This window comes from Pedobacter sp. MC2016-14, from assembly GCF_020991475.1.
Taxonomy (GTDB): domain Bacteria; phylum Bacteroidota; class Bacteroidia; order Sphingobacteriales; family Sphingobacteriaceae; genus Pedobacter.
On record NZ_JAJMPA010000001.1, the window covers coordinates 190916 to 213271 of the forward strand.

14 protein-coding genes are annotated in these 22356 nt (G+C 41.0%); 8 read left to right on the forward strand and 6 right to left on the reverse strand.

Annotated elements, in window-relative coordinates; translation table 11 throughout:
* Positions 1-18: 18 nt before the first annotated feature.
* The gene (locus LPB86_RS00760; RefSeq protein WP_230640552.1) at positions 19-1812 is read right to left on the reverse strand and encodes a M61 family metallopeptidase; all 1794 of its coding nucleotides are present in this window, start codon (positions 1810-1812) and stop codon (positions 19-21) included.
* A 408-nt stretch (positions 1813-2220) separates the two neighbouring features.
* On the opposite strand from LPB86_RS00760, the gene LPB86_RS00765 reads away from it, so the two are divergent.
* Genes LPB86_RS00765 through LPB86_RS00785 form a run of 5 tightly spaced genes read left to right on the forward strand, consistent with a single transcriptional unit; the run spans position 2221 to position 12363 of the window.
* The gene (locus tag LPB86_RS00765; RefSeq protein WP_230640553.1) at positions 2221-3297 is read left to right on the forward strand and encodes an efflux RND transporter periplasmic adaptor subunit; all 1077 of its coding nucleotides are present in this window, start codon (positions 2221-2223) and stop codon (positions 3295-3297) included.
* Positions 3298-3302: 5 nt separating this feature from the next.
* Positions 3303-6401: an efflux RND transporter permease subunit gene (locus LPB86_RS00770; RefSeq protein WP_230640554.1), complete on the forward strand. Its 3099-nt coding sequence runs from the start codon at positions 3303-3305 to the stop codon at positions 6399-6401.
* On the forward strand, positions 6391-7704 hold the full coding sequence (locus tag LPB86_RS00775; RefSeq protein WP_230640555.1) for a TolC family protein: 1314 nt from the start codon (positions 6391-6393) through the stop codon (positions 7702-7704). Before LPB86_RS00770 ends, LPB86_RS00775 begins: the two co-directional genes overlap by 11 nt.
* A gap of 18 nt (positions 7705-7722) precedes the next feature.
* On the forward strand, positions 7723-8583 hold the full coding sequence (locus LPB86_RS00780) for an N-acetylglucosamine kinase (RefSeq protein WP_230640556.1): 861 nt from the start codon (positions 7723-7725) through the stop codon (positions 8581-8583).
* Positions 8584-8622: 39 nt separating this feature from the next.
* Positions 8623-12363 carry a S8 family serine peptidase gene (locus LPB86_RS00785; protein ID WP_230640557.1) on the forward strand — a complete coding sequence of 1247 codons (3741 nt, stop codon included), beginning with the start codon at positions 8623-8625 and terminating at the stop codon, positions 12361-12363.
* On the opposite strand, the gene LPB86_RS00790 is transcribed toward LPB86_RS00785, so the two are convergent.
* Positions 12335-12751, reverse strand: coding sequence for a GAF domain-containing protein (locus tag LPB86_RS00790; protein WP_230640558.1), 417 nt, complete (start codon positions 12749-12751; stop codon positions 12335-12337). The two genes, LPB86_RS00785 and LPB86_RS00790, sit on opposite strands and share 29 nt — an antisense overlap.
* A 266-nt stretch (positions 12752-13017) precedes the next feature.
* Here LPB86_RS00790 and LPB86_RS00795 point away from each other — a divergent pair, with 266 nt between their 5' ends.
* On the forward strand, positions 13018-16593 hold the full coding sequence (locus LPB86_RS00795; RefSeq protein WP_230640559.1) for a gliding motility-associated C-terminal domain-containing protein: 3576 nt from the start codon (positions 13018-13020) through the stop codon (positions 16591-16593).
* Positions 16594-16601: 8 nt separating this feature from the next.
* On the opposite strand, the gene LPB86_RS00800 is transcribed toward LPB86_RS00795, so the two are convergent.
* Together LPB86_RS00800 and LPB86_RS00805 are read right to left on the reverse strand one after the other, a co-directional pair.
* Positions 16602-17612, reverse strand: a complete 1011-nt coding sequence (locus tag LPB86_RS00800) for a type IX secretion system membrane protein PorP/SprF (RefSeq protein ID WP_230640560.1) — start codon at positions 17610-17612, stop codon at positions 16602-16604.
* Positions 17613-17677: 65 nt separating this feature from the next.
* The gene (locus LPB86_RS00805; protein ID WP_230640561.1) at positions 17678-19558 is read right to left on the reverse strand and encodes a M1 family metallopeptidase; all 1881 of its coding nucleotides are present in this window, start codon (positions 19556-19558) and stop codon (positions 17678-17680) included.
* A gap of 182 nt (positions 19559-19740) precedes the next feature.
* On the opposite strand from LPB86_RS00805, the gene greA reads away from it, so the two are divergent.
* A complete protein-coding gene (gene greA / locus LPB86_RS00810) occupies positions 19741-20214 on the forward strand; it encodes a transcription elongation factor GreA (RefSeq protein WP_230640562.1) in 474 nt (157 codons plus the stop codon).
* A gap of 1 nt (position 20215) precedes the next feature.
* Positions 20216-20608, forward strand: a complete 393-nt coding sequence (locus LPB86_RS00815) for an HIT family protein (RefSeq protein WP_230640563.1) — start codon at positions 20216-20218, stop codon at positions 20606-20608.
* Here the strand turns inward: LPB86_RS00815 and LPB86_RS00820 are convergent, their stop codons facing one another.
* Together LPB86_RS00820 and rsmA are read right to left on the reverse strand one after the other, a co-directional pair.
* Entirely contained in the window at positions 20609-21538 is a 930-nt protein-coding gene (locus tag LPB86_RS00820) for a 2-hydroxyacid dehydrogenase (RefSeq protein WP_230640564.1), read from the reverse strand.
* Complete coding sequence (gene rsmA, locus LPB86_RS00825; RefSeq protein ID WP_230640565.1) at positions 21539-22333, reverse strand: 16S rRNA (adenine(1518)-N(6)/adenine(1519)-N(6))-dimethyltransferase RsmA; 795 nt, start codon at positions 22331-22333, stop codon at positions 21539-21541.
* Between the last annotated feature and the right edge of the window lie 23 nt (positions 22334-22356).

Consider the following 22356-nt stretch of genomic DNA (forward strand, 5'->3'; position numbering starts at 1 on the left):
TGCTTTTTCACATTTATACTAAATTCCCATCCAGGCTTTACGAACGGCTAACTGCGTTGCAGTAGCCTTTTCATTAAAGGTAGTACTTAGTTTAATATTCGGACTGGCTTTTAATAGCAGACTCAATTCTTTGATGTTGCCATCTCTTTTAACAATTACCTTAAACATTTCTCCGACTTTACCATTCATTGGTGGCAAGCTATTGGCACGTGGATCAACAGCATTGTTTCCCAAACTAAGCAACTCATCGTTAACATTTAAGCCCCCGATCCAGGCTGCAGAATTACGTGACACCGCAGAAACAACTATAGCACCGCCCTTTTGCGCAAAACTAGCGCCTAAATAAGGCGTCTCTTCAAACTTTTTACCAGTATTTTCATTGGTAATATTGATACCTGCATAACCAAAATACTTCACGTAATCTACCGGAGCAGTTCCATTTACATATTTAGCATAAAAATCATCAAAATTAATTCCGCTTATTTTTTCTACCATTGTTTTAAACTCTGCATCAGTATATCCCCTTTTCAATGTTTTACACTGCAGGTACATCGCCTTCATCACATCGTCCAGGCTTTTTGCACCTTTAGTAGCATTTGCAATTTCCAGGTCCATCAACAAACCAACAACCTCTCCTTTACTATAATAAGATACTGTTGTGTTGCTTGAATTTTCATTTGGTCTGTAATATTTAATCCAGGCATCAAAACTTGCTTCCGCAACCGACTGAATTCTTGAACCCGTTGTATTTTCTACATTTGCCAGCGCAGTAGCAACCTCAGAAACAAATCCTTCAGGCTGATTAAAGCCTGCCCTTAGCATGATCTTGTTTTCATAATAAGCAGTAAAACCTTCAGCAATCCACAAATTGGTGGTATAGTTTTCATTCTCATAATCAAACGGGCCTAATGCCACGGGGCGCAAACGCTTCACATTCCATAAATGGTGATATTCATGTGCCACAAGCTGAAGAAAACCAATATAACCTTCTTCCGTGCTGTACTGATCGCGCCCTGCGCCCAATACTGTAGAATTTAAATGTTCTAAACCACCTCCACCAGAAGCATAGTTGTGAACAATAAAGGTATAATGCTGATTAGGATTCTCACCATAAATAGCTGTTTCCTGCTCAATGACTTTCTTCATATCCACCTTTAAGCGTTCCACATTATAAGTACCACCGCCATACATAGCCACCTCATGTTTTACACCAGCAGCCATAAAATCGAATACCTCCTGATTACCTACTTCTATTGGACTATCAAATAGAATATCAAAATCCGGTGCGGTATAGGTAAATTGTTGACCAGCTACCGGCTCCAAACCTGTAGAAACTTTTGTCCAACCATTAAAAGGAATAATCTTGACCGTACTTGGCGTTTTCAGATGACCATCAGGATACATAAACACCGCCGAAGTAGACAAGAATGCATGAGCGTCATCAATAAAAGGCGTACGAACAGAGATTTCAAATCCATAAATCCTATACTTTACTTTTACGCTGGCTGCTTTCGCTGAATAAATTCTCCAGGTATTTTTCCTTACTTTTTCATATTTTAGTGCTTTATCACCAGCACTAGCAGCAAAACCTTCCACACTTTTAGAAAATTCACGCACCAGGTAGGACCCTGGCGTCCAGACTGGCATTTTAACATCTATATAATCCTTGCTTAAACCAGAAATATTCATTTCAATTTCTGCATAATGAGCTTGTGGTTCTTTAAAACTAACCTCAAACCCAATTTTTACCTGTGATTTTGCTGTCATACTTACTGCAAGTAACGTTATTATTCCTAAAATTGCATTCTTCATATCTCAATATTTATTCCTGGCATTATTTAGCCCAAACTTAGGTAAAAGTGTGTAAAAAGGCGTCCCTAATGTTAACTTTTAAGCTTTTTGTCCAATTATTGAGCTTTTCCCACCCATAGCCAAAGTTGACAAGGGGTTGACAGGGGGTTGACAAGGGGTTGGTAAGGGGTTGGCATACCCTAAAAGCTACTCAACCCCCTCTTATGCACTTACCAAAGCTTTGTTAATTCAAGTCATGGGATTGAACTTCTATGAGATTTGTAAAAGCAATGAAAAAAGTAGCAAAAAACAACGGAAAAAAATAAATAAAACAATTAAGCTGTAACACACTTAATACAAGTAATTTTGAATGAATTAAATATTTTTGCTGATAGGTTATACACACAGTTAAACAACAAAACACACCAAATGAAACTTAGATATGTTATATATGGACTGATCGCCATAGCGGTTGCTTACCTGGTATTTTACCGTATTTCTGCCAATAAAAAATTAGCCGAAGATGGTGCAGGAGGCGGCAAAGGCAAAGCTGGTCCCGCAAAAGGTTTACAGGTAGACGGAATCGTTGTTAATACTATTGATTTTGAGAACTTCCTGGACATCACCGGCACCATCGAAGCCAATGAAGCGGTAGCGCTAAGAGCGGAAGTATCTGGCTTGGTCACCAAAATTAATTTTCAGGAAGGTAGTAATGTCAGCAAAGGACAACTCCTGGTAAAGATCAATGACAGAGATATCCAGGCACAATTGCAAGATGCCCTGACGAAGGAACGCTTATCGGCCACAAACGAAAACAGATCTAAACAGCTTTTACAAAAAGGTGCAATTAGCCAGGAAGAATACGATACTTCTCTTGCAGACCTGCAATCCCTAAAATCTCAGGCGCAGCTCATCCGCGCGCAATTGGCCAAAACGTCTATCTATGCCCCATTTAGTGGTAAAATAGGCTTACGTGCAATTTCAACTGGCGAATATTTAACACCCAGCACAACAATTGCCAATCTGGCCAGCATCAACCCTGTGAAAGTGAGCTTTTCCATACCTGAAAAATATAATGGCCAAATCACATCAGGATCAGAGATTTCTTTTACAACAGATGGTTTAAACAAAACCTATACGGCTAAAGTTTTTGCCATTGAACCCGGCATCAATACACAAACACGCACCTTACAAATCAAAGCCCTTACCGCCAATCCAGGTGGAGAACTCCTTCCAGGGGCCTTCGCTAAAATAAAAGTAGCATTAAATACAGCTAAGGGCGCAATTTTAATTCCCAATGAGGCCATTATTCCAGTACTAAAGGGCAAAACCGTTTTTATCAGCAAACAGGGAAAGGCGCAGCAGATTCCTGTTGAAGCAGGCACCAGAACAGATGAAAAAATTGTGATTACAAAAGGGTTGAAAGTAGGCGATACGGTATTGACAACAGGTGCCATGGCCTTAAAAAACGATGCCCCTGTAAAAGTAACTGTGGTTAAAAATTAGCATTTATGAGTATTTCAACCACCAGTATAAAGCGGCCGGTATTGGCCATTGTCATGAATTTAGCCATTCTCCTATTTGGGGTTATCGGCTATAATTTCCTGGGCGTAAGAGAGTTCCCAAACATAGACCCAACTGTAGTCTCTGTGCGAACATCTTATCCTGGTGCAAATTCAGACATTATAGAATCGCAGATTACGGAGCCGCTGGAGAAATCCATTAATGGGATAGACGGAATCAGGAACATCAGCTCTTCCAGCAACCAGGGAACCAGCAACATCACCATTGAATTTAACCTGGATAAAAACATAGACGATGCCGCCAATGATGTGCGCGATAAGGTTTCGCAAGCGGCCAGAAGTTTACCCAAAGACATTGACGGGAACCCAGTGGTGAGTAAAGCCGATGCGAATTCTGATGCCATCATTACCATGACCGTGCAAAGCGACAAACGCAATGTAATGGAACTGAGTGATTATGCCGAAAATGTAATAGCTGAAAGGCTACAAACCATTTCCGGTGTCAGCGCTATCCAAATTCAGGGTCAGCGTAAATATGCGATGCGTATCCGGATTGAACCGGATAAACTGGCTTCTTATGGTCTAACTACACAAGATATCGTTACCGCATTAGATAATGAAAATGTGGAGCTGCCTTCAGGAAAAATAACCGGTGCCAATACAGAGCTGATTGTCAAAACCCTGGGTAAACTAACGAATGCAGAACAATTCAATAACCTGATCTTAAAATCAGACTCCAACAATGTAGTGCGGTTAAAAGACATCGGCTTTGCCCAGCTTGGTTCAGAAAATGAAGAAACGGTTTTGCGCGAATCTGGTAAACCCATGGTTGCCGTCGGCTTAATTCCGCAACCAGGAGCCAATTACCTGGACATTTCGAAGGAGTTTGACACCCGTTTTGAGCAGCTTCAAAAAGACATTCCTAAAGACATTAGGCTCAACATATCTTTAGATACGACCAAATTCATCAAATCATCTGTAACAGAAGTCGCGGAAACCATCATTCTGTCGCTGATATTGGTAATTATCATCATTTACTTGTTTTTCAGGGACTGGGCCATTGCCATCAGGCCATTAATTGACATTCCAGTATCATTGATTTTTACTTTTTTCATCATGTACATTTTTGGATTTTCTATCAATGTACTTTCTTTATTGGCCATTGTACTGGCAACGGGATTGGTGGTGGATGATGGAATTGTGGTTACCGAAAACATCTTTAAGAAAGTAGAAGAAGGCTATTCTCCATTTGAAGCTGCCATTAAAGGTTCAAACGAGATCTTTTTTGCGGTCATCTCCATTTCCATCACGCTTGCTGCCGTATTTTTACCCGTAATATTTTTACAGGGCTTTGTTGGACGGCTTTTCAGAGAGTTTGGGATCGTTATTGGTGCGGCGGTACTCATTTCAGCATTTGTTTCGCTCACTTTAACGCCAATGCTGAACGCCTACCTGATGAAAAAAACAGGCCATGAGAAATCAAAGTTTTACAATTGGTCTGAACCTTATTTTGTAAAACTTAACGACAGTTACGCAGAAAACCTTAACAAATTTTTAGACCGAAAATGGCTCGCCATACCTATTATTGCCATCTGCATGGGCATGATTGCCTTATTTTGGAGCCTGGTACCAAAAGAAACTGCTCCATATGATGACCGCAGCGCCATCAACATGAATATTACGACACCAGAAGGCGCTTCGTTTGCGTATACCGATAGGTTTATGATGAAGGTACAACAGATGATCTCTGACTCTGTACCCGAAAAAAAGGTCAACATCACCATTACCTCTCCAGGATTTGGCGGTGCAGGATCAACAAACAGTGGCTTTGTAAGGATGGGCTTAACAGATCCGGGCGACCGTGAATTGTCACAAGCGGAGGTCGCTGCCAGGCTAACTAAAATCACTAGAAAATACACTGAAGGAAAAGTTACGGTAACCCAGCAGCCCACCATCTCTGTAGGCAGGCGCGGAGGTTTGCCGGTAAATTACATCATCCAGGGACAGAACTTTGAGAAACTTAGGGAGAAAGTGCCGGTGTTTATGGATGAGGTTGCTAAAGACCCAACCTTTACCACATCTGATGTGAACCTTAAATTCAATAAACCAGAAATCAACCTGACGATAGACCGGGACAAGGCAAAAAACCTGGGGGTTTCCGCTTCAGATATCGGACTGGCCTTACAGCTGGGCTTGAGCGGACAACGTTTCTCCTACTTTTTCACGAACGGAAAGCAGTATCAGGTGATTGGTCAGTTTGAAGTGGCCGACCGGAAAGATCCTTTGGATTTAAGCTCGGTTTATGTTAAAAATGATAAAGGTCAGCTCATTCAGCTTGATAATGTAGTCAGTGCACAAGAGCAAAGCAGCCCGCCTCAACTTTACCGCAACAACCGTTTTACAGCTGCAACCGTATCCGCAGCACTAGCGCCCGGAAGCAGTATTGGTGATGGAATTGCAGCCATGGACAGGATTTCAGCGAAAGTACTTGACGAAACCTTTTCTACAGATCTGGGTGGTGAATCCAGAGATTTTAAAGAAAGTTCTTCCAATACCATGTTTGCTTTTGGCCTTGCATTGCTATTGGTTTACTTAATTCTTTCCGCTCAATTTGAAAGTTTCATAGACCCTATTATCATCATTATTACGGTACCCATGGCCGTTGCCGGAGCTTTGTTGTCGCTCTGGTTATTTGGACAAACCTGGAACATTTTTAGCCAGATTGGCACCATTATGCTCATTGGTCTGGTAACCAAAAACGGGATTTTAATTGTAGAGTTTGCCAATCAGCTCAAAGAACAGGGTGCTTCAATTCATGATGCCATCAGGGAAGCCTCTGTTAATCGCCTCCGCCCAATATTAATGACCAGTCTTGCAATTGCCATCGGTGCATTACCTATTGCCATGGCATTGGGTGCGGCCGCAAAAAGCCGGATGGGGATGGGAATTGTTATTGTAGGCGGCACTACCTTTTCATTGGTACTTACCCTGTTTGTAATTCCGGCCATCTATTCTTACTGGAGCAAACCACATAAAGTGAATATAGAATTAAAAGAATACTTAGACAAATCACCAGATGAAAATTAAAGCCCTATTATTTGCATTCGCATTGTTTGCCGGCTTGATTGAACAGGCTGCTGCACAGGAAAGGCTAACGCTTGAGGAAGCCATAGCCACCGCTTTAAAAAACAATTACGACATCAAACTCATCAACAACGACCTGCTTGTTGCTAAAAACAATGTAAATCCAGGCAATGCAGGACTTTTACCGGCCCTGGATGCAAGTTTTACCGAGGGCGGAAGTCTGCAAAATACCACCCGTACACAAAGTACCGGCGCCCAGCAAACTTTAAATGGCATTAGAAACACCAATATGAGCTATGGTGTGGCCCTGGGCTGGACCATTTTTGATGGTTTCCAAATGTTTGCAAATTACGATAGACTTAAAGAATTACAAAAACAAGGCGAAGTCAATGCCAGGGCCACCATATTAACCACCATAAGTGATGTGGTCAATGCCTATTTCATGGTAGTAAAGCAACAACAGCTGGTGCTGGCAAAAGACAGTGCGCTTGATGTTTCTAAATTGCGTTTGAGGATTGCCAACAGCAAACTGGAAATTGGCCGGGGTTCTAAGCTAGACGTACTCAGTGCTACTGTAGATTACAATACAGATACATCTTCCTATTTACAGGAAAAAAACCTGTTAAAGACTTCAAAAGTAAGCCTCAATCAAATTATGGCAAGAAACCTGAACGACGATTTTCTTGTTCAGGACAACATCAACATTACAAGCGATTTGAATTACACTGCCCTGGCTACCCAAATGGAACAACTGAACCCCGACCTACAAAATGCTTTTATCAGCAAAAAACTGGCTGAGTTGAACTTAAAACAAGTTAGAGGGCAGCGTTACCCAACCATAGGTATAAACGGAGGCTATGAAGTACAGCGTAGTGCCAGCCCCACAGGATTTAATACCCAGCAACGTGCAAAAGGTTTAACTTATGGCTTAACTGCCAGTTTGAATTTGTTTAATGGCTTTTTACAACGACAGAATGAGCGGAATGCAAAAATTCAGATCAATTCGTCTGAGTTATTGCTGAGCAAAACCAAACAGGACATTAATGCCCAGTTACTATCTGCCTATCAAAATTACCAAACCAACCTGGATTTACTTAAAATAGAAAGCAAAAACGTAGAAGTTGCCAGGCAAAATCTAGACATCACATTAGAAAAATACCGTTTGGGAAGTATAGCACCATTGGAATTGAGAGAGGCGCAACGCAATGCTATTGACGCAGTAACCAGATTCCTTGAAGCTCAATATCAGGCAAAACTTACTGAAATCAATTTGAAAGAAATTAGTGGCACTTTAAATGTTCAATAAGATTACTATTTTTAGCGCATGATTTTAGTAGCAGACAGTGGCTCTTCAAAAACAGACTGGATGGGATATAGTCCGGAAGGAACTATCAGTTTTAGTACAACGGGCATCAACCCTTACTTTTTAACCGCACAGGATATTTACAGGCTTTTTTCAAAAAAGAAAGATGTAGCTGCTTACGCAGATCAGGTAAAAGAGATTTATTTTTTTGGTGCCGGATGTTCCTCACCAGATAAACATGAAGTAGTTTCCAACGGCTTGTCTATGTTTTTCCCAAATGCTTTTATCAGTGTAGATCATGACATGATCGGATCGGCATACGCAACCTGTGGAGATGAAAAAGGCCTGACTTGCATTTTAGGAACAGGATCTAACATTTCATATTTTGATGGGCAGGTACTGCACACCGGTAAAAATGGCATGGGTTATGTTTTGGGTGATGAAGGATCAGGCACCTGGTTCGGTCGCAAACTCATTACCAGCTATTTGTATGGCCATATGCCTGCCGAATTGGGCAAGGCTTTTTTTGCGGAGCACCAGGTAGATAAAGAAACTGTAATTACCAATGTATACCAGCAGCCCTCACCTAATGTATACCTGGCCGGCATCAGCAGGTTTATGGCAAACCACAGGGCGCACCCTTTCATCATTCAAATCTTAAAGCAGGGTTTTCAGGAGTTTGTAGATACGAATATCAGAGATTATACGGACTATAAAAGTCTAGAGTGTCATTTTGTTGGCTCAATCGCTTATTTTTATCAGGACATCTTAAGAGCAGTTTGTGCGGAGAATGGTGTCAAAGCAGGAAACATTCTTCAAAAGCCAATTGAGGGTATTTACAATTATATTCTTAAAAAAGAAGGATTACTGGTTAAGGATTAGGGAAATTTGTACTTTCGGTTTAAGTTTGATTCCGGCAATATGACCAAAAGTTCCTTTCTAAAGTACACTTTACCATTTTTTACGGCATGGATTGGTTTGACTGCCGGTTTAAATGCACAGGTAAACAATCCACGTGTAACCAATACCGCATTTCTGGAAAAAAACGGGATTGAGCTAAGAGAAAAAAGCACAGCACAAAGAACTGTTGCTTTGGCCAGGGCTAAAGAAAAAGGCTGGCCAGTATCCATAAGGAGGCAAAATGGGCGTATCTTGGTGTTACAGCGTATTGACGCACTGGGCTTACCCATATATTATGCAACCGACAACAATGCCCTTTCTGCCATTACCACAGGAACAAATACCTTATATACAGGAGGAAGTTTAGGACTGTCATTGAGCGGCAGTAGCTTAACAGGAACAAAAGCTGCTTTATGGGATGGCGGTGCTGTGCTAACCAACCATATTGAATTTGGCACCGGAAGGGTTGAAATTAAAGATAATACCACCGCTACCTCTACACACTCTACTCACGTTGCCGGAACAATGATAGCTTCGGGCATCAATGCTGCAGCCAGAGGAATGGCTTATGCATTGCCTAAATTATCTTCTTTTGATTTTACCAACGACAATGCTGAAATGTCTGCCAACGCCGCCACCTTATTGATTTCCAATCATTCTTATGGCGTGATTGCTGGCTGGGACCTGAATACAGATGTATCGCCACAACGCTGGGAATTTTATGGTAGAGCGGGCGCCAATGAAGATTATAAATTTGGCTATTACGACGATGATGCCGCAGCCTGGGATAGGATTTGCTACAATGCGCCTTACTACCTACCCGTTAAATCTGCCGGAAACAACCGCTCCGTTAATGGTCCTGCTGTTGGCGCAACTTATTACAGATACAATACGGCTGGGACATTTATCAACGCAGGACCTCGCCCCACCGGGATCAGCAGTAACAACGGCTATGACATCATCTCTACTTCCGGCAATGCAAAAAACATATTAACCGTAGGTGCAATTGGACCACTTAGTGGCGGGCCAGCATCAGCATCTACAGCAGCCATTACATCATTTAGCAGCTGGGGGCCTACAGACGACGGACGGATTAAGCCGGATCTGGTAGGTAATGGCTCTAATGTAACTTCTACCAGCGATGCCAGTGTAAATGCCTATATTACCTATTCAGGGACTTCTATGGCCGCTCCTAACGTGAGTGGGTCTCTGCTCCTGCTGCAAGAATTATATAGCCAGAAGAATAATGGCGCTTTTATGCGTGCTGCTACCCTTAAAGGGCTAGCAATTGGTACTGCTGCTGATGCTGGTAATGCCGGCCCAGACTACATCTACGGATGGGGTTTATTGAATATGCAGGAGGCCGCTACCTTAATTTTAGACAACGGTACTAAAAGCAGAATGACAGAAAATGCGCTGGCTCAAGGTCAGTCTCAAGACCTTGTTGTTATTGCTTCTGGCAATGGACCATTAAAGGCTACCATTAGCTGGACAGATCCGGCAGCAAATCCTGTAACCACAGAAAATGCCTTGAATAATCCCATAGCAAGACTGGTAAATGACCTTGACCTTCGTGTGATTCAGGGAAGCAGTACTTTTACACCCTGGATTTTAAACCCTGCAAGTCCCTCAACAGCGGCTACAAAAGGAGATAACTTTAGAGACAATGTAGAGCAGGTCTTGATTGCAGATGCAGTACCGGGAAGAAGTTACACCATCCGCGTCAGTCATAAAGGCACTTTACAAAGTGGACCACAGGCTTATTCGTTAATTTTATCTGGCATTGGCGGAAGCAACTATTGCAGTTCAGCACCTACCAGTTCTGCAGATTCAAAAATCACGAATTTTAGTCTAAGCAATATCAACAATACTACGGCAACAGGCTGCAGCACCTACTCTGACTTCAGCTCCATGAGCATTAACCTGGAAAAAGGAGTAAGTTATCCCTTAAGTTTATCGCTTGGTACTTGCGGCAACAACTTTAATAAGGTTGCTAAAATATATGCAGACTGGAATGGCGATGGTGACTTTACTGACGCCGGGGAACTGATTGGAACTTCAACCGTAATTTCTGCGGCAGGGACTTACACCACCACAATTACCGTTCCTGGAAACGTTAACCCTGAACACTATTCGCTGTTAAGGGTAGTATTAGTAGAGACTAGCGATGCAGGCACCGTTAATCCTTGCGGAAACTATGCCAAAGGAGAAACCCAGGACTACCGCATCAAATTCCTTACACCAGCAGTTGACCCCGGTATTAAAGCCATTGTAGACCCTACAGCAACTCTGTGTGCAAACACAGCCCAAACGGTTAAAGTAACGCTGAAAAATTATGGTGCACAGGCCGTCAGTAACCTTCCGGTAATGGTTGTGGTCAGGGAAAATACCACTATTGTAGCTACGCTAATTGGAACCTTTACGGGAACACTTGCGAGTATGGCAGAAAGCAGCTTCCTCCTTCCGGGAAGTTTTAATGCTGAGGCGGGCAAAAGTTATAGCATAACGGCAAGTATTACCCAAGCTGGTGATGCAGATGCCGGAAATAATCAATTGTCGACAAATGTACAGGTAAATATGCCTCCTATCGTCTCGGCAGATAGCAAGGCCTACTTCTGCAACTCTTTCAATTCTTATGCGCTTACTTCATCAGGGCAAGGAACGGTATATTGGTACAAAACAGCTAATGCTACTGTCCCTTTTGCTTATGGGAGTGCTGTAACCACGATGGAGGCACCTGAGAACAATACCTATTACGCTGGGTTGAATGATTATAGAAGTGAGGCGGGCCCTAAAACAAAAGCGACCTTTCCTAGCGGCAATTATAATTCCTTTGATCCAGCAGTACTGGTTACCACTTTGGCACCAGTTGTAATCGAAAGCGCAAGATTGTACATCGGAAATTCTGGCAGGATTAAATTTTCTGTAATCAACGGTTTAGGAGTCGAAGTATCCAGTAATACCCTTAGCGTAACTGCAACCAGGACTACGCCTGCCGCTGGCGAGTCGACTAATGACGCTAATGATCAGGGACAGGTTTATCCATTGAATCTTACCTTTCCTACAGCAGGAAATTATACCATAACACTGGAATATTTTGATGGCGCAACTATTTTCAGAAATTACCCCGTTACCACACAATACCCCTATGCTTCAGCTTTGGATTTGTTAAAAATTACTGGAAATACCGCAGCCACTAATTCTGGCGCATATTACTATTATTTTTATGACATTAAGGTAAAATCGACTGGCTGTAGCAGTACAGAAAAAATAGCTGTTCCTTTAACTTCTTCTACCATTACCAATATAAATGGAGAACTCTCTGTTAGTGGTACAGGAACCTATCAATGGTATTTAAACGGGGTGCTAATTACAGGAGCTACTGCAAAAACCTACAAGCCTTTACAGAATGGAAAGTATACCGTTGATGTTACCGTATCAGGCGGATGTGTGCTCAGATCAGGAGAATATACCTATACGAACATTTCAACAAATGCTGGTGAATTGGATATTAACTTAAAAGCTTATCCAGTACCCACGGACGGAGAGCTGAACCTGAATTTCAGCATACCTGTTGAGGGTGATTTTACAATTGTACTTAGCAACATGATGGGACAACAGGTATTTAAAGAGAGCAGGGCTAATTATCTGGGCTTTTTCAGCACCAGGATAAAAATGAACCATCTGACTAATGGCGTCTATATCCTCACAGTGAGATCTGGTAATAAGAAATTTAGTCGCAAGGTGACACTGATAAAGTAAGTTCACAGATTTTTTCGGCAATTCTATTGAGACTAGCTTTATCCTCTTCTGTAAAACAACGGGGATTGTAGCAGGCTACACATATAAATCCTCTGTTTAAGCCCTCTGAACAACTAATGGGTACTGAAGCGTAAAAGCGGAATCCATGTTCTGCAGATGAAACGGCATTTAAAAGTATAGCAGGATCACTAATGCCATTTGTAGAGGCAATTGTCCAAAAACCCTGTTCAAAATTTTGACTATTTTCTAAATTATTAGTTAGCTGATTTGTGCCAGCAAAATTTATTAGTACCGCAGATACGTCCAGTAGTTCTGCCGCTTCCACAACCAGTTCGGTAACCACTGGAATAGCACCGGCGCTTTTAACAATATAATCCTTCATTCCCATTAAATGCTCGATTTACAATTTCCATTCCAAAAAGACAAACGTTTTGATATAACTGATTGTTTGCGTGCACATTCATACAATTAAAAGTTCTAAGGCCTAGATAAGCACTTGACAACTAATCTACACAACTTAATCAACTAACACTAAAGTGTTTAAGATATTTTTAAGTGCCTGATAAAATATCAGGCTAAAACTCACTCTTTTTCATAACTTTTAACAATCTTTACCTCTAAATAAATGATAACCTGACATTTTACATTTTAAGTATGCGCTTCTCTAAGTATTTCCTGGTCTTAGTATTGTTATTTGGCTTTCAAAAAGGGTTTGGGCAGGTATTCACTGTAACCAGCAATGGAGATGAGGATCAATCTACAACATCCTTAAGATATGCATTATCACATATTCCTGCTAACACTCCTGGCTATACAATTAAATTCAACTTACCTGGCAGTCCCAGTGACGAAAATAGAACTATTAAAATAAAAACTGCCTTACCAGTAATTCCATCTAACGTCATTATTGATGGAAATACTCAACCTTGGCCGGCCTTAGGCATATCGGGTGCTAAAATTATCATAGAACCAGAATATACAAATACAACCTTTAATGGACTAACCATAGGTCAATACTATTCAACCGGGCTACAAACTTCTGGAGTGGAAATTTACGGGCTATATTTGCGTAATTTTGCAAAGATCCAATCCCTACAACCTTCTCCTACTGGCGGATCTGGAATTGTTGTAGATTACAGGGCAAATAACATTAAAATAGGTGCACCTGGCAAAGGAAACGTATTTAGCGGTAACATCAACGGTATTCTTATCCAGAACTCTTCTTATTATTCTACCTACGCCACCTCAAGCATTTCCATACAATCAAATTTTATAGGTGTTTTCTATGATGGTACTTCTGAACGTTCTAACGTAAATGGTATTAATGCGAGTCTTTATGATTGCAATCTAAATATTGGAGGAGACAATCCAGGTGAAGGAAATGTGATCTCCGCCAATCAAAATAACGTAACCATTAACAGATATTATTATAGCAGCACAACCACCCGGTTTGAAATTAATGTAATCAATAACAAAATAGGAGTAGACTTTAATGGCGTCAAAGACTATCAAGGAATACCTTTATTTGGTACCGGATCTTCAGTAACATTTTACGGTTTAAAGATAGATGCCGCATATACAAATTTATATGTCCGTAATAATATTATTTCTGGAAACAGAACAGCAGGGGTTTCTATAGCTAATGCTGATTTTATACTTACGGGTAACTCGGTTGGAACTGGTATTGCACATACGGAGAATCTAAGCAACGCAGGGGTTGGAATTAAAATAGAGAGTGGTGCCTTTGGAACGATTGGTGGAACTTCAGCCGAAACCAATTATATTGGTTATAACGGTTATGGTATCGAAAGCACCTCCTCGAAACCTATCACCATCACAAGAAACAGCATTTTTTGCAATAATTTCGCAGGAATTGTAAAATCCCAAAATAATCCCCAACCTACTATTAGGATTTTAAAAATACAACCTAACTATATATCAGGTAAAGCTACGCCCAATTCATCAGTAGAGCTATTTTACACAGAGAACTGCGGAGGATCCTGTCAAGGGCGAACCTACTTTAAAACGGTACAAGCTTTAAGTTCAGGTTACTGGGAATATTCAGCACCAATAACGGGCAGCGTTATCGCAACTGCAACATTATTAAACATGACAACTTCAACTTTCTCATCTACTGAATTAACTGATGAGGATTTTAAAGTGAAACATGTTACTTGCAATGAATCAGGTTCCATTACTATTTTAGAAGATCGGGAGGGCATCACATTTACCTGGAATAAACTCCTCCCTGGCGGAGGAAAGCAATTTCTCGGGAATAGCCAACAAATTACCGGGCTGGAGGTAGGGTCCTATGAAGTTACAGTAAACGATGGCTGTAAAGAATCGACCATTCCCTTAGAGATTAAAGATCAAAAACTAACTCCGATTGAAGTCGTTACCACTCCTCAACCTGATTGCGGACAAATGTCATTTCAATTTTCTGTAAAAGTATTGAGAGGGAGCGGCACTATTAAATTTGAGTGGAAGGATGTGATAGCAAATGTTATAAGACAAACTACTTATGGAGTACTCTCTGAAGTAAATTTACCACAAGGAACATATACAGTTACTGCTACGGATGACGCGGGATGTTCTATGTCTTATGCTTTTAATGCGATTAACAGAAAACCAAAACCTATCATCAACATAAATGCATTTGCATCTATTAGTGCTTCATGCGGTCTGCAAAATGGTGCTTTAAAAGCAAGCCCCACTGTTAACCCGATTTCCGACTACACCAGTCCCGTTACCTATCAATGGTATAATTATAACAGGACTACTAATCTTGTTACTACCCCAATACCGGGAGCAACCTTTTTAGACCTTGAAAATGTTTCTGGAGATAACTGGTACGTTCTAAAAGTAACTGATGCCGGAGCTTGCTCTCCTGTATGGTCTGAAGCACGTTATATTGGCTTTAACTCCTCAGTAAGTATTTCAGGAATTCCTTATTCTACCACATGTGGAAATAACAATGGCGCATACAGAAACATAAGCATAACTGGCGCTGATCGTTATGAGCTCATACTTCCTAATGGTACATCCCAAGGAGAAAAACAATACACTGCCATGTTTGAAATTCCAAATCTTGCAGCTGGCACCAATTACAGGATTCGGGCACGTAATAGTGTGAATAACTGCTCCAATGAAATCGTATTTAATATAGGTAGTATCAATCCCACTGCTTACAGTACTACGGAGGCTTCTCAAGCTACCACCTGCGGAAATACCAACGGGAGTATAACGATTACTTTTGCGAATAACACACCATTACCTGTAGCTTATATCTGGACAAATGCTTCGGGAAGCGTGATACCTAACCAGACTAATTCGAATCCAAGAATACGTTCATTAAGCGGCCTGCCTCCAGGCTTATATACAATGACTGCATTTGATGGAAATGGATGTCCGGTGCCTTTTGGACCATATAATTTAAGCGAAACTCCTCTCTTAACCGTGATCAATACACAGATACCGCCAACTAACGACGGTTGTAGCCTATCACGTGGCTCCGTTACGGGAATAACAGTTGATGGTGGGATACTGCCTTATCGCTATTATTGGCTTAATGAATTTAACCAGCCTGTTAAACCAGTACAGACTACACCTGATTTAATTGGCGTACCAGCAGGGAAATATCATTTAAGAGTTGAAGACGGAACGGACTGCGGTGAAGCTTTTAGTGCAGAATATGTTGTCACAAACCCTCCTTTCCCGATCGCAGACCCAGTATTTAACGGAAAAATTAAGGTGTGTTACGCTTCAGATATCATGATTAACGTTACAGCTCCTGAGGAAGGAACTTACGAACTTTACAGTGACATCGAAGGAAGCCAGCCTATTATGCAAAACAAAACTGGTGTCTTTGTATTTAGAGTAAGTAAAACTGGTGATTATTACGTAAAAAGAAGGCTGGGCACTTGTGAGAGCGGCTTCACTAAAATAAATGTAGAAGTCACGAATGATAATCTTTTAGCCATGAATACCATCACGCCAAATGGAGATGGAATGAATGACACCTGGGTAATCAATGGCTTACCAGAGAGTGAGGTAAACATCAAGCTTTATACCCGCAGCGGTCAACTCATCTATGAAGCCAATGGCAAATACCTCAAACCATTTGACGGCCGTTTTAGAGGCAAAGATTTACCAGCCGGCGTATATTACTACAGAATTGACTTACGTGCAGACTGTGCTCCGCTTGGGGGGAGTTTAACCCTGCTAAGGTAAAGGTTAATTTAAAACTGCCGTGCAGAACACCTCACTTCATACCTGTTATTGAGTAGGATTCCCAAAACAATCTCATGCGTTCCGTTATTAACGGAACGCAGTGCAGAACTGCTTACATCGTAAGAATAACTTAAGTTAATCAGCGAACCCATATTAAGGCCAGCAAGAAAAGAATAAGAATCATTGTTTCTATAACTTCCTCCCACCCAAAACTTATCCTGATAAGCCAATTTTAAGTTAGCATCTAAAGCAACAGGAGAATTGAGCCAGTAACTAATCAATATAGAGGGAACTGCCGCAATGTCTTCATCTAAAAAGTACTTGTAACCCGTTGTACCATAAAATGCAGCTTTCTGATAGGGACGATAAACATTCTGAGAATTTTCGATGGCATTACTAAATCCAATAATTTGCTTTGCTGAAACACCTAAGAAGAACCTTGGACTATACAACCAAAAACCTGCACCTACATCTGGCCTGATTCTGTTGTTGTATTCTGCTGTTAATAAAGGGTCGGCAGTATTGTCAACTTTCACATTTGCCACATCAATACCGATGGAAGAAAATCCGGCAGAAACACCCAGTGCTAAATTCACATCTATACTTAAGCCCAGGTGATAGGCGTAGCTGGCGCCTGCATTGGTTTGCCTAATCCGACCCGCTTTGTCCGTAATACCGTAAAAACCTATACCATGATGAGGTTCGGCAGCCATGTACTGATCTACGTAGCTCCGGCTTAAAGGATTGTAGCCATTGCCCGCAAAGGAGTTTACAGAACTACGCACAAAATCATCACCAATTGGCGCATGTACCGAAACATAATTGGTAACAGGGGCACCTTCAAGACCCCGCCATTGTGTGCGATGGCCTAACTTTACATCAGTGTAATTATCAATTCCGGAAACGGCTGGATTGATCAGGTAACTGTTAAAAATATATTGAGTAGACCTTGGTGTTTCTTGTGCCTGGCTACAGATAGTTAATGATAAAAAAAGACAGAGTGCGTTGAAAGCTTTCATTTAAAAAATATTCAGCCCTAAGTTAGCATTTGTAAACATAAATGTACTGCCTGACAATAAAATAATTACTTGCTCCAGGTGTTATCCGCAGATTTTGCATCCATAAATATTCCTCCATCAAGCACTATAGATTTGATGGCTTGCAAACCGTTGATGACAATGCTGGTCTTTTTTTGATCTGCTTTCCATACCCCCGGTTTCTGATGAAAAACCTGTTCTTTGCCATCTGCATAGGTAACCTTAACATCAAAAGGGATAGCGAAACCGCCAATATTATTTACAAAGACAGTATAAGAAGTACCCTTAATGGCTACCTTTTCAATGCCAAGATCTATATAATAATTACTAAAAAACCAGTTGTTCCAGTACCAGTTTAAATTTTGTCCAGTGGCATCATTGATGGAATAAAAGAAATCCCAGGGCATTGGATGTTTTCCGTTCCAACGGTCCATATACACATGTAAAGATTTTGCGAATAACTCGTCACCAAGCAAGTCTTTTAACCCCAGATAGCTCAGAGAGGGCTTTACATAAGCATTATTGCCATAGCCAGAACCAGATAATTGAGTGGATAAAGAAATAACCGGCTGATCTTGCTCAGTAGAAGGGTCATTAATCCACCTGTTTACCCTAAACTGTTTGTAGTTGGCATCTGCTTTCGCTTTTCCAAGCTGAGCAGTAGAAATCAGATACTCCAGCGTAGTAGCCCAGCCTTCATCCATATAAGCGTAACGGGTTTCATTTATCCCCATGTAAAAAGGGAAATACGTATGCGCCAGCTCATGGTTCATGACAAACTGAGAAAACTCATTGTCATCTGTCGTAGCATCATTAACCATCATAGGATATTCCATATCTGCAAACCCCTGAAAAATGGTAGTTTTAGAAAAAGGATAAGGTACGCCTGGCGCATTTTCAGAAAACCAGCTTAAAGCTTCCTTTGCCCATTTCACCGCATATGGGTAGTCTGTAGCCTTTTCATCATAAGCGGATTGCACACTCGCCCTACGCCCTGCTTTTTGATCTACCATTACACTTCCCGCATCCCATAAATAGTGATCGCTAAGGGCAAAAGTTACATCACAGATGTTATTGGCCGTAAATTTCCATGTATTCCATTCATTAGGTAAAGTAACTTTACCTGCTTTTAGTTCCGCAGCCGTAGCCATATGAACCACATCATCAGAACTGTAAGATTTTTTAAGCCTGGCTGCAAATTCAGGCATTAGTACCTGATCTGGGTTTTGCAGGTCGCCGGTTGCGTATACAATGTAGTTTTTAGGAACTTTAACGGCCAGTTTGTAATCGTTAAAATCATTGTAAAACTCATTTCTGCCAAGGTGAGGGACACGGTCCCATCCATTGTAGTCGTCATATACAGAGATTCTTGGATAAGCGTATGCGGCAAAGAAAGTAGTGGGGTCTATTTGACCTTCCCTGCCCTCACCTTTTGATAAGGGGTAGCTGTAAGCGATGACGAAGGTTGCAGTTTTGCCAGGCAGTAAGGGCGTTTGGAGCTTAACATTTGCGGTAGTACCCCAGTTTTTAGCATCTATAGGGTAGAGCTGCCCATTTATAGCAAATGAAGAAATAGAAAGCCCTTTAGTAAACTCTTCAGCATTGGTATAATCCGTTCTGGGCGATTCTGCTTTATGTACATTGTTTACAAAATGAAGCGCTACAGCTTTTAACGTATCCGGACTGTTGTTAGAATAAACGATGGTTTCTGTTCCGGCAATGGTTTTACTATCTGGATTTACGGTTACTGCAATATCATACTTAGCGCGGTTTTGCCAGTAGTTTTTACCAGGTTTACCGTCCATAGAACGAGTCCCCTTTTCATAAGCATTTTTAATATTCCGGGGCATGTAAAGTTCCTGTGCCAGGACAGTATTGGAAAGAAGGATAAGGAATATAAGAAACCTCAGGCTGTAGATCTGCATCATATAATAAGTTATACTTTCAAAAGTAAAAGAATTATAGAATTTTAGGTTAATTCAAACTAAAATATTTGTTTTTATAAAAACAGCCTACTATCTTCGTCTTTATTCAAGCAAGATTATTTAAGGCAGATGCCCTTAAATAGCCTTGCTTGTTTGTATTAAAAGGCAATATAACAAACTGAGCAATGACAGAAGTAACTTACTATACACAAGACGGTTTAGACAAACTGAAAGAAGAATTACAGTACTTAAAAACAGTTGGCAGGCAGCAAATTTCTAAAGCAATAGCTGAAGCCAGGGATAAGGGTGATCTTTCTGAGAATGCTGAATACGATGCTGCTAAAGAAGCACAAGGCCTGCATGAAGCGAAGATTGCTAAATTAGCAGAAACACTTTCTTCGGCACGTATTATCGACGAGTCTAAACTCGATACTTCAAAGGTTTTGGCCCTATCTATTGTAAAGATCAAAAACGTTAAAAATGGCGCTACAATGTCTTATCAATTAGTGGCAGAATCTGAAGCAGATTTAAAAACAGGAAAAATATCTGTAAAATCTCCTATTGCAAAAGGATTACTAGGCAAATCTGTGGGAGACAAAACGGAGATTGAAGTACCGGCAGGTAAAATAGAATTTGAGATCTTAGAAATCAGCAGGTAACATGTCGAGCATCTTTTCAAAAATTGTCAATGGAGAAATTCCGGCACATGTGGTAGCCGAAACTACTGAATTTATGGCCTTTTTAGACGTAAGTCCTCTAACTATGGGACACGTACTGGTGATTCCAAAAAAAGAAATAGATTATATTTTTGATATGGAAGAGGAGAGTTACTTTGGACTAACGCTTTTTGCAAAAATTGTTGCCCAGGGTCTCAAAAAGGCATTTCCATGTATCAAAGTAGGCATGGCCGTTATTGGACTTGAAGTGCCCCATGTTCACATCCACCTTATTCCTATGAATAATGTGAGCGACATGAATTTTAGTAAAGCAAAGCTAAGCCCTTCGCAGGAAGAACTGGCAAATGCGGCCTCCAGAATTAGGGCAGAGCTATAATTAGCTGCTGATGACAGCTAGCTTATCCGCCAGTACTTCAGAAATCCGGCGATAAGAATCAAAAGTCCAGCCCCCAACATGTGGTGTTAGTAGCACTTTCCCAGATAGTATAAGTTCCTTGTACCAGGCTTGCTGAGCCAGTGCAGGGAACTTTTCAGTTTCGAGCACATCCAATCCAGCCGCAATAATCTTTTTATCTTTAATGGCTTCCAATACAGCTGTTGTATTTACAATTTCCCCACGTGCAGTATTGATAAAAAAGATGGGCTTTTTAAAGTGAAACAAATATTCCGCATCAACCATTTGCCTTGTTTCAGCAGTTAGCGGAATATGCAGGCTCAGCACATCACTATGCTTTACAATCTCTTCCATACTTACTTCCTGCGCATAGGCATCAGAGAACCCGGTTTTATATTTATCGTAGGCAATTACCTTAACATCAAAGCCACTCATCTTTTTGGCAAAACTGCTGCCCATAAAACCATAACCTATGATGCCAACTGTTTTACCTTTTAGTTCATAACCTCGGTTGCCTTCTCTGTTCCATACGCCATTTCTGACCTCATCATCGGCTTTTTGAAAATTATTCATTAAAGCCAGGAGCATTCCTGTAGCATGCTCACCAACAGCATCACGGTTGCCTTCCGGTGCATTTAAAAGGGCAATATTTCTTTCTCCCGCTACCAGTTCGTCAATATTATCCAGCCCGGCTCCTGCCCTGGCCACAAATTTCAGGTTAGGGGCAACATCAAAAAGTTCTTTATCAATCCTAAACTTGGTACGTACCGCAATACCTACGTAATCTTTAACTATAGCCAACGTTTCTTCACGGGTAATCTTTGGCAAATCATCTACCAGATAGCCCATTTCAAGGGCGCGTTCTTTAAATATGGGATGGAGATCGTCTATGATTAAAATCTTGCCTTTCATTTAGCTGCTTTGATTGTTATTTAAAAAAGTAAGGTGCTGTGTAAGTTCAATAAATTGCGCTACACTAAGTTGCTCAGCGCGTTTTTCAAAAAACGGATGGTTATCCATCTTATCTTTTGAAATGGTGCCCGACAAAGCATTTCTTAAAGTTTTACGTCTTTGATTAAATCCCCCTTTTACAGTACGCCAAAAGAGCTTTTCATCGCATGGTAAATGTTCTACGCTATTTCTGCTAAGGCGGATGACCCCAGAATTGACCTTTGGCGGCGGATTAAAAGTCCCCGGTTTTACGGTAAACAGATATTCTATATCGTAATAAGCCTGAATTAAAACGCTCAAAATGCCATAATCTTTAGTGCCCGATTTTGAAGCACAGCGCTCTGCCACCTCCTTTTGAAACATCCCTACCATTTCTACAACATGATCTTTGTGTTCCAACACCTTAAAAAGAATTTGGGAAGATATATTGTATGGAAAATTACCAATAATTGAAAACTTCCCGGGAAATATAGTATTAAGATCTAGTGCAAGAAAGTCGCCGAGAATAAGCCTGTTACCCATTTCAGGATATTTGTCTTTTAAAAAATGATAAGATTCTACATCAATATCAATCATAAAAGTCTCCAGATCTGTACGTTGCAACAGAAGATCAGAGAGTATGCCCATTCCGGGGCCCACTTCTAAAACCTGGGTATATTGATCTGTATGTACCAGACCTTCTACTATTTTCGCGGCTATTCTCTTATCCGTCAGGAAATGCTGTCCCAAATGCTTTTTCGCCCTTACCAAACTCATATTTTCTAACGCTTTCTTTTGTA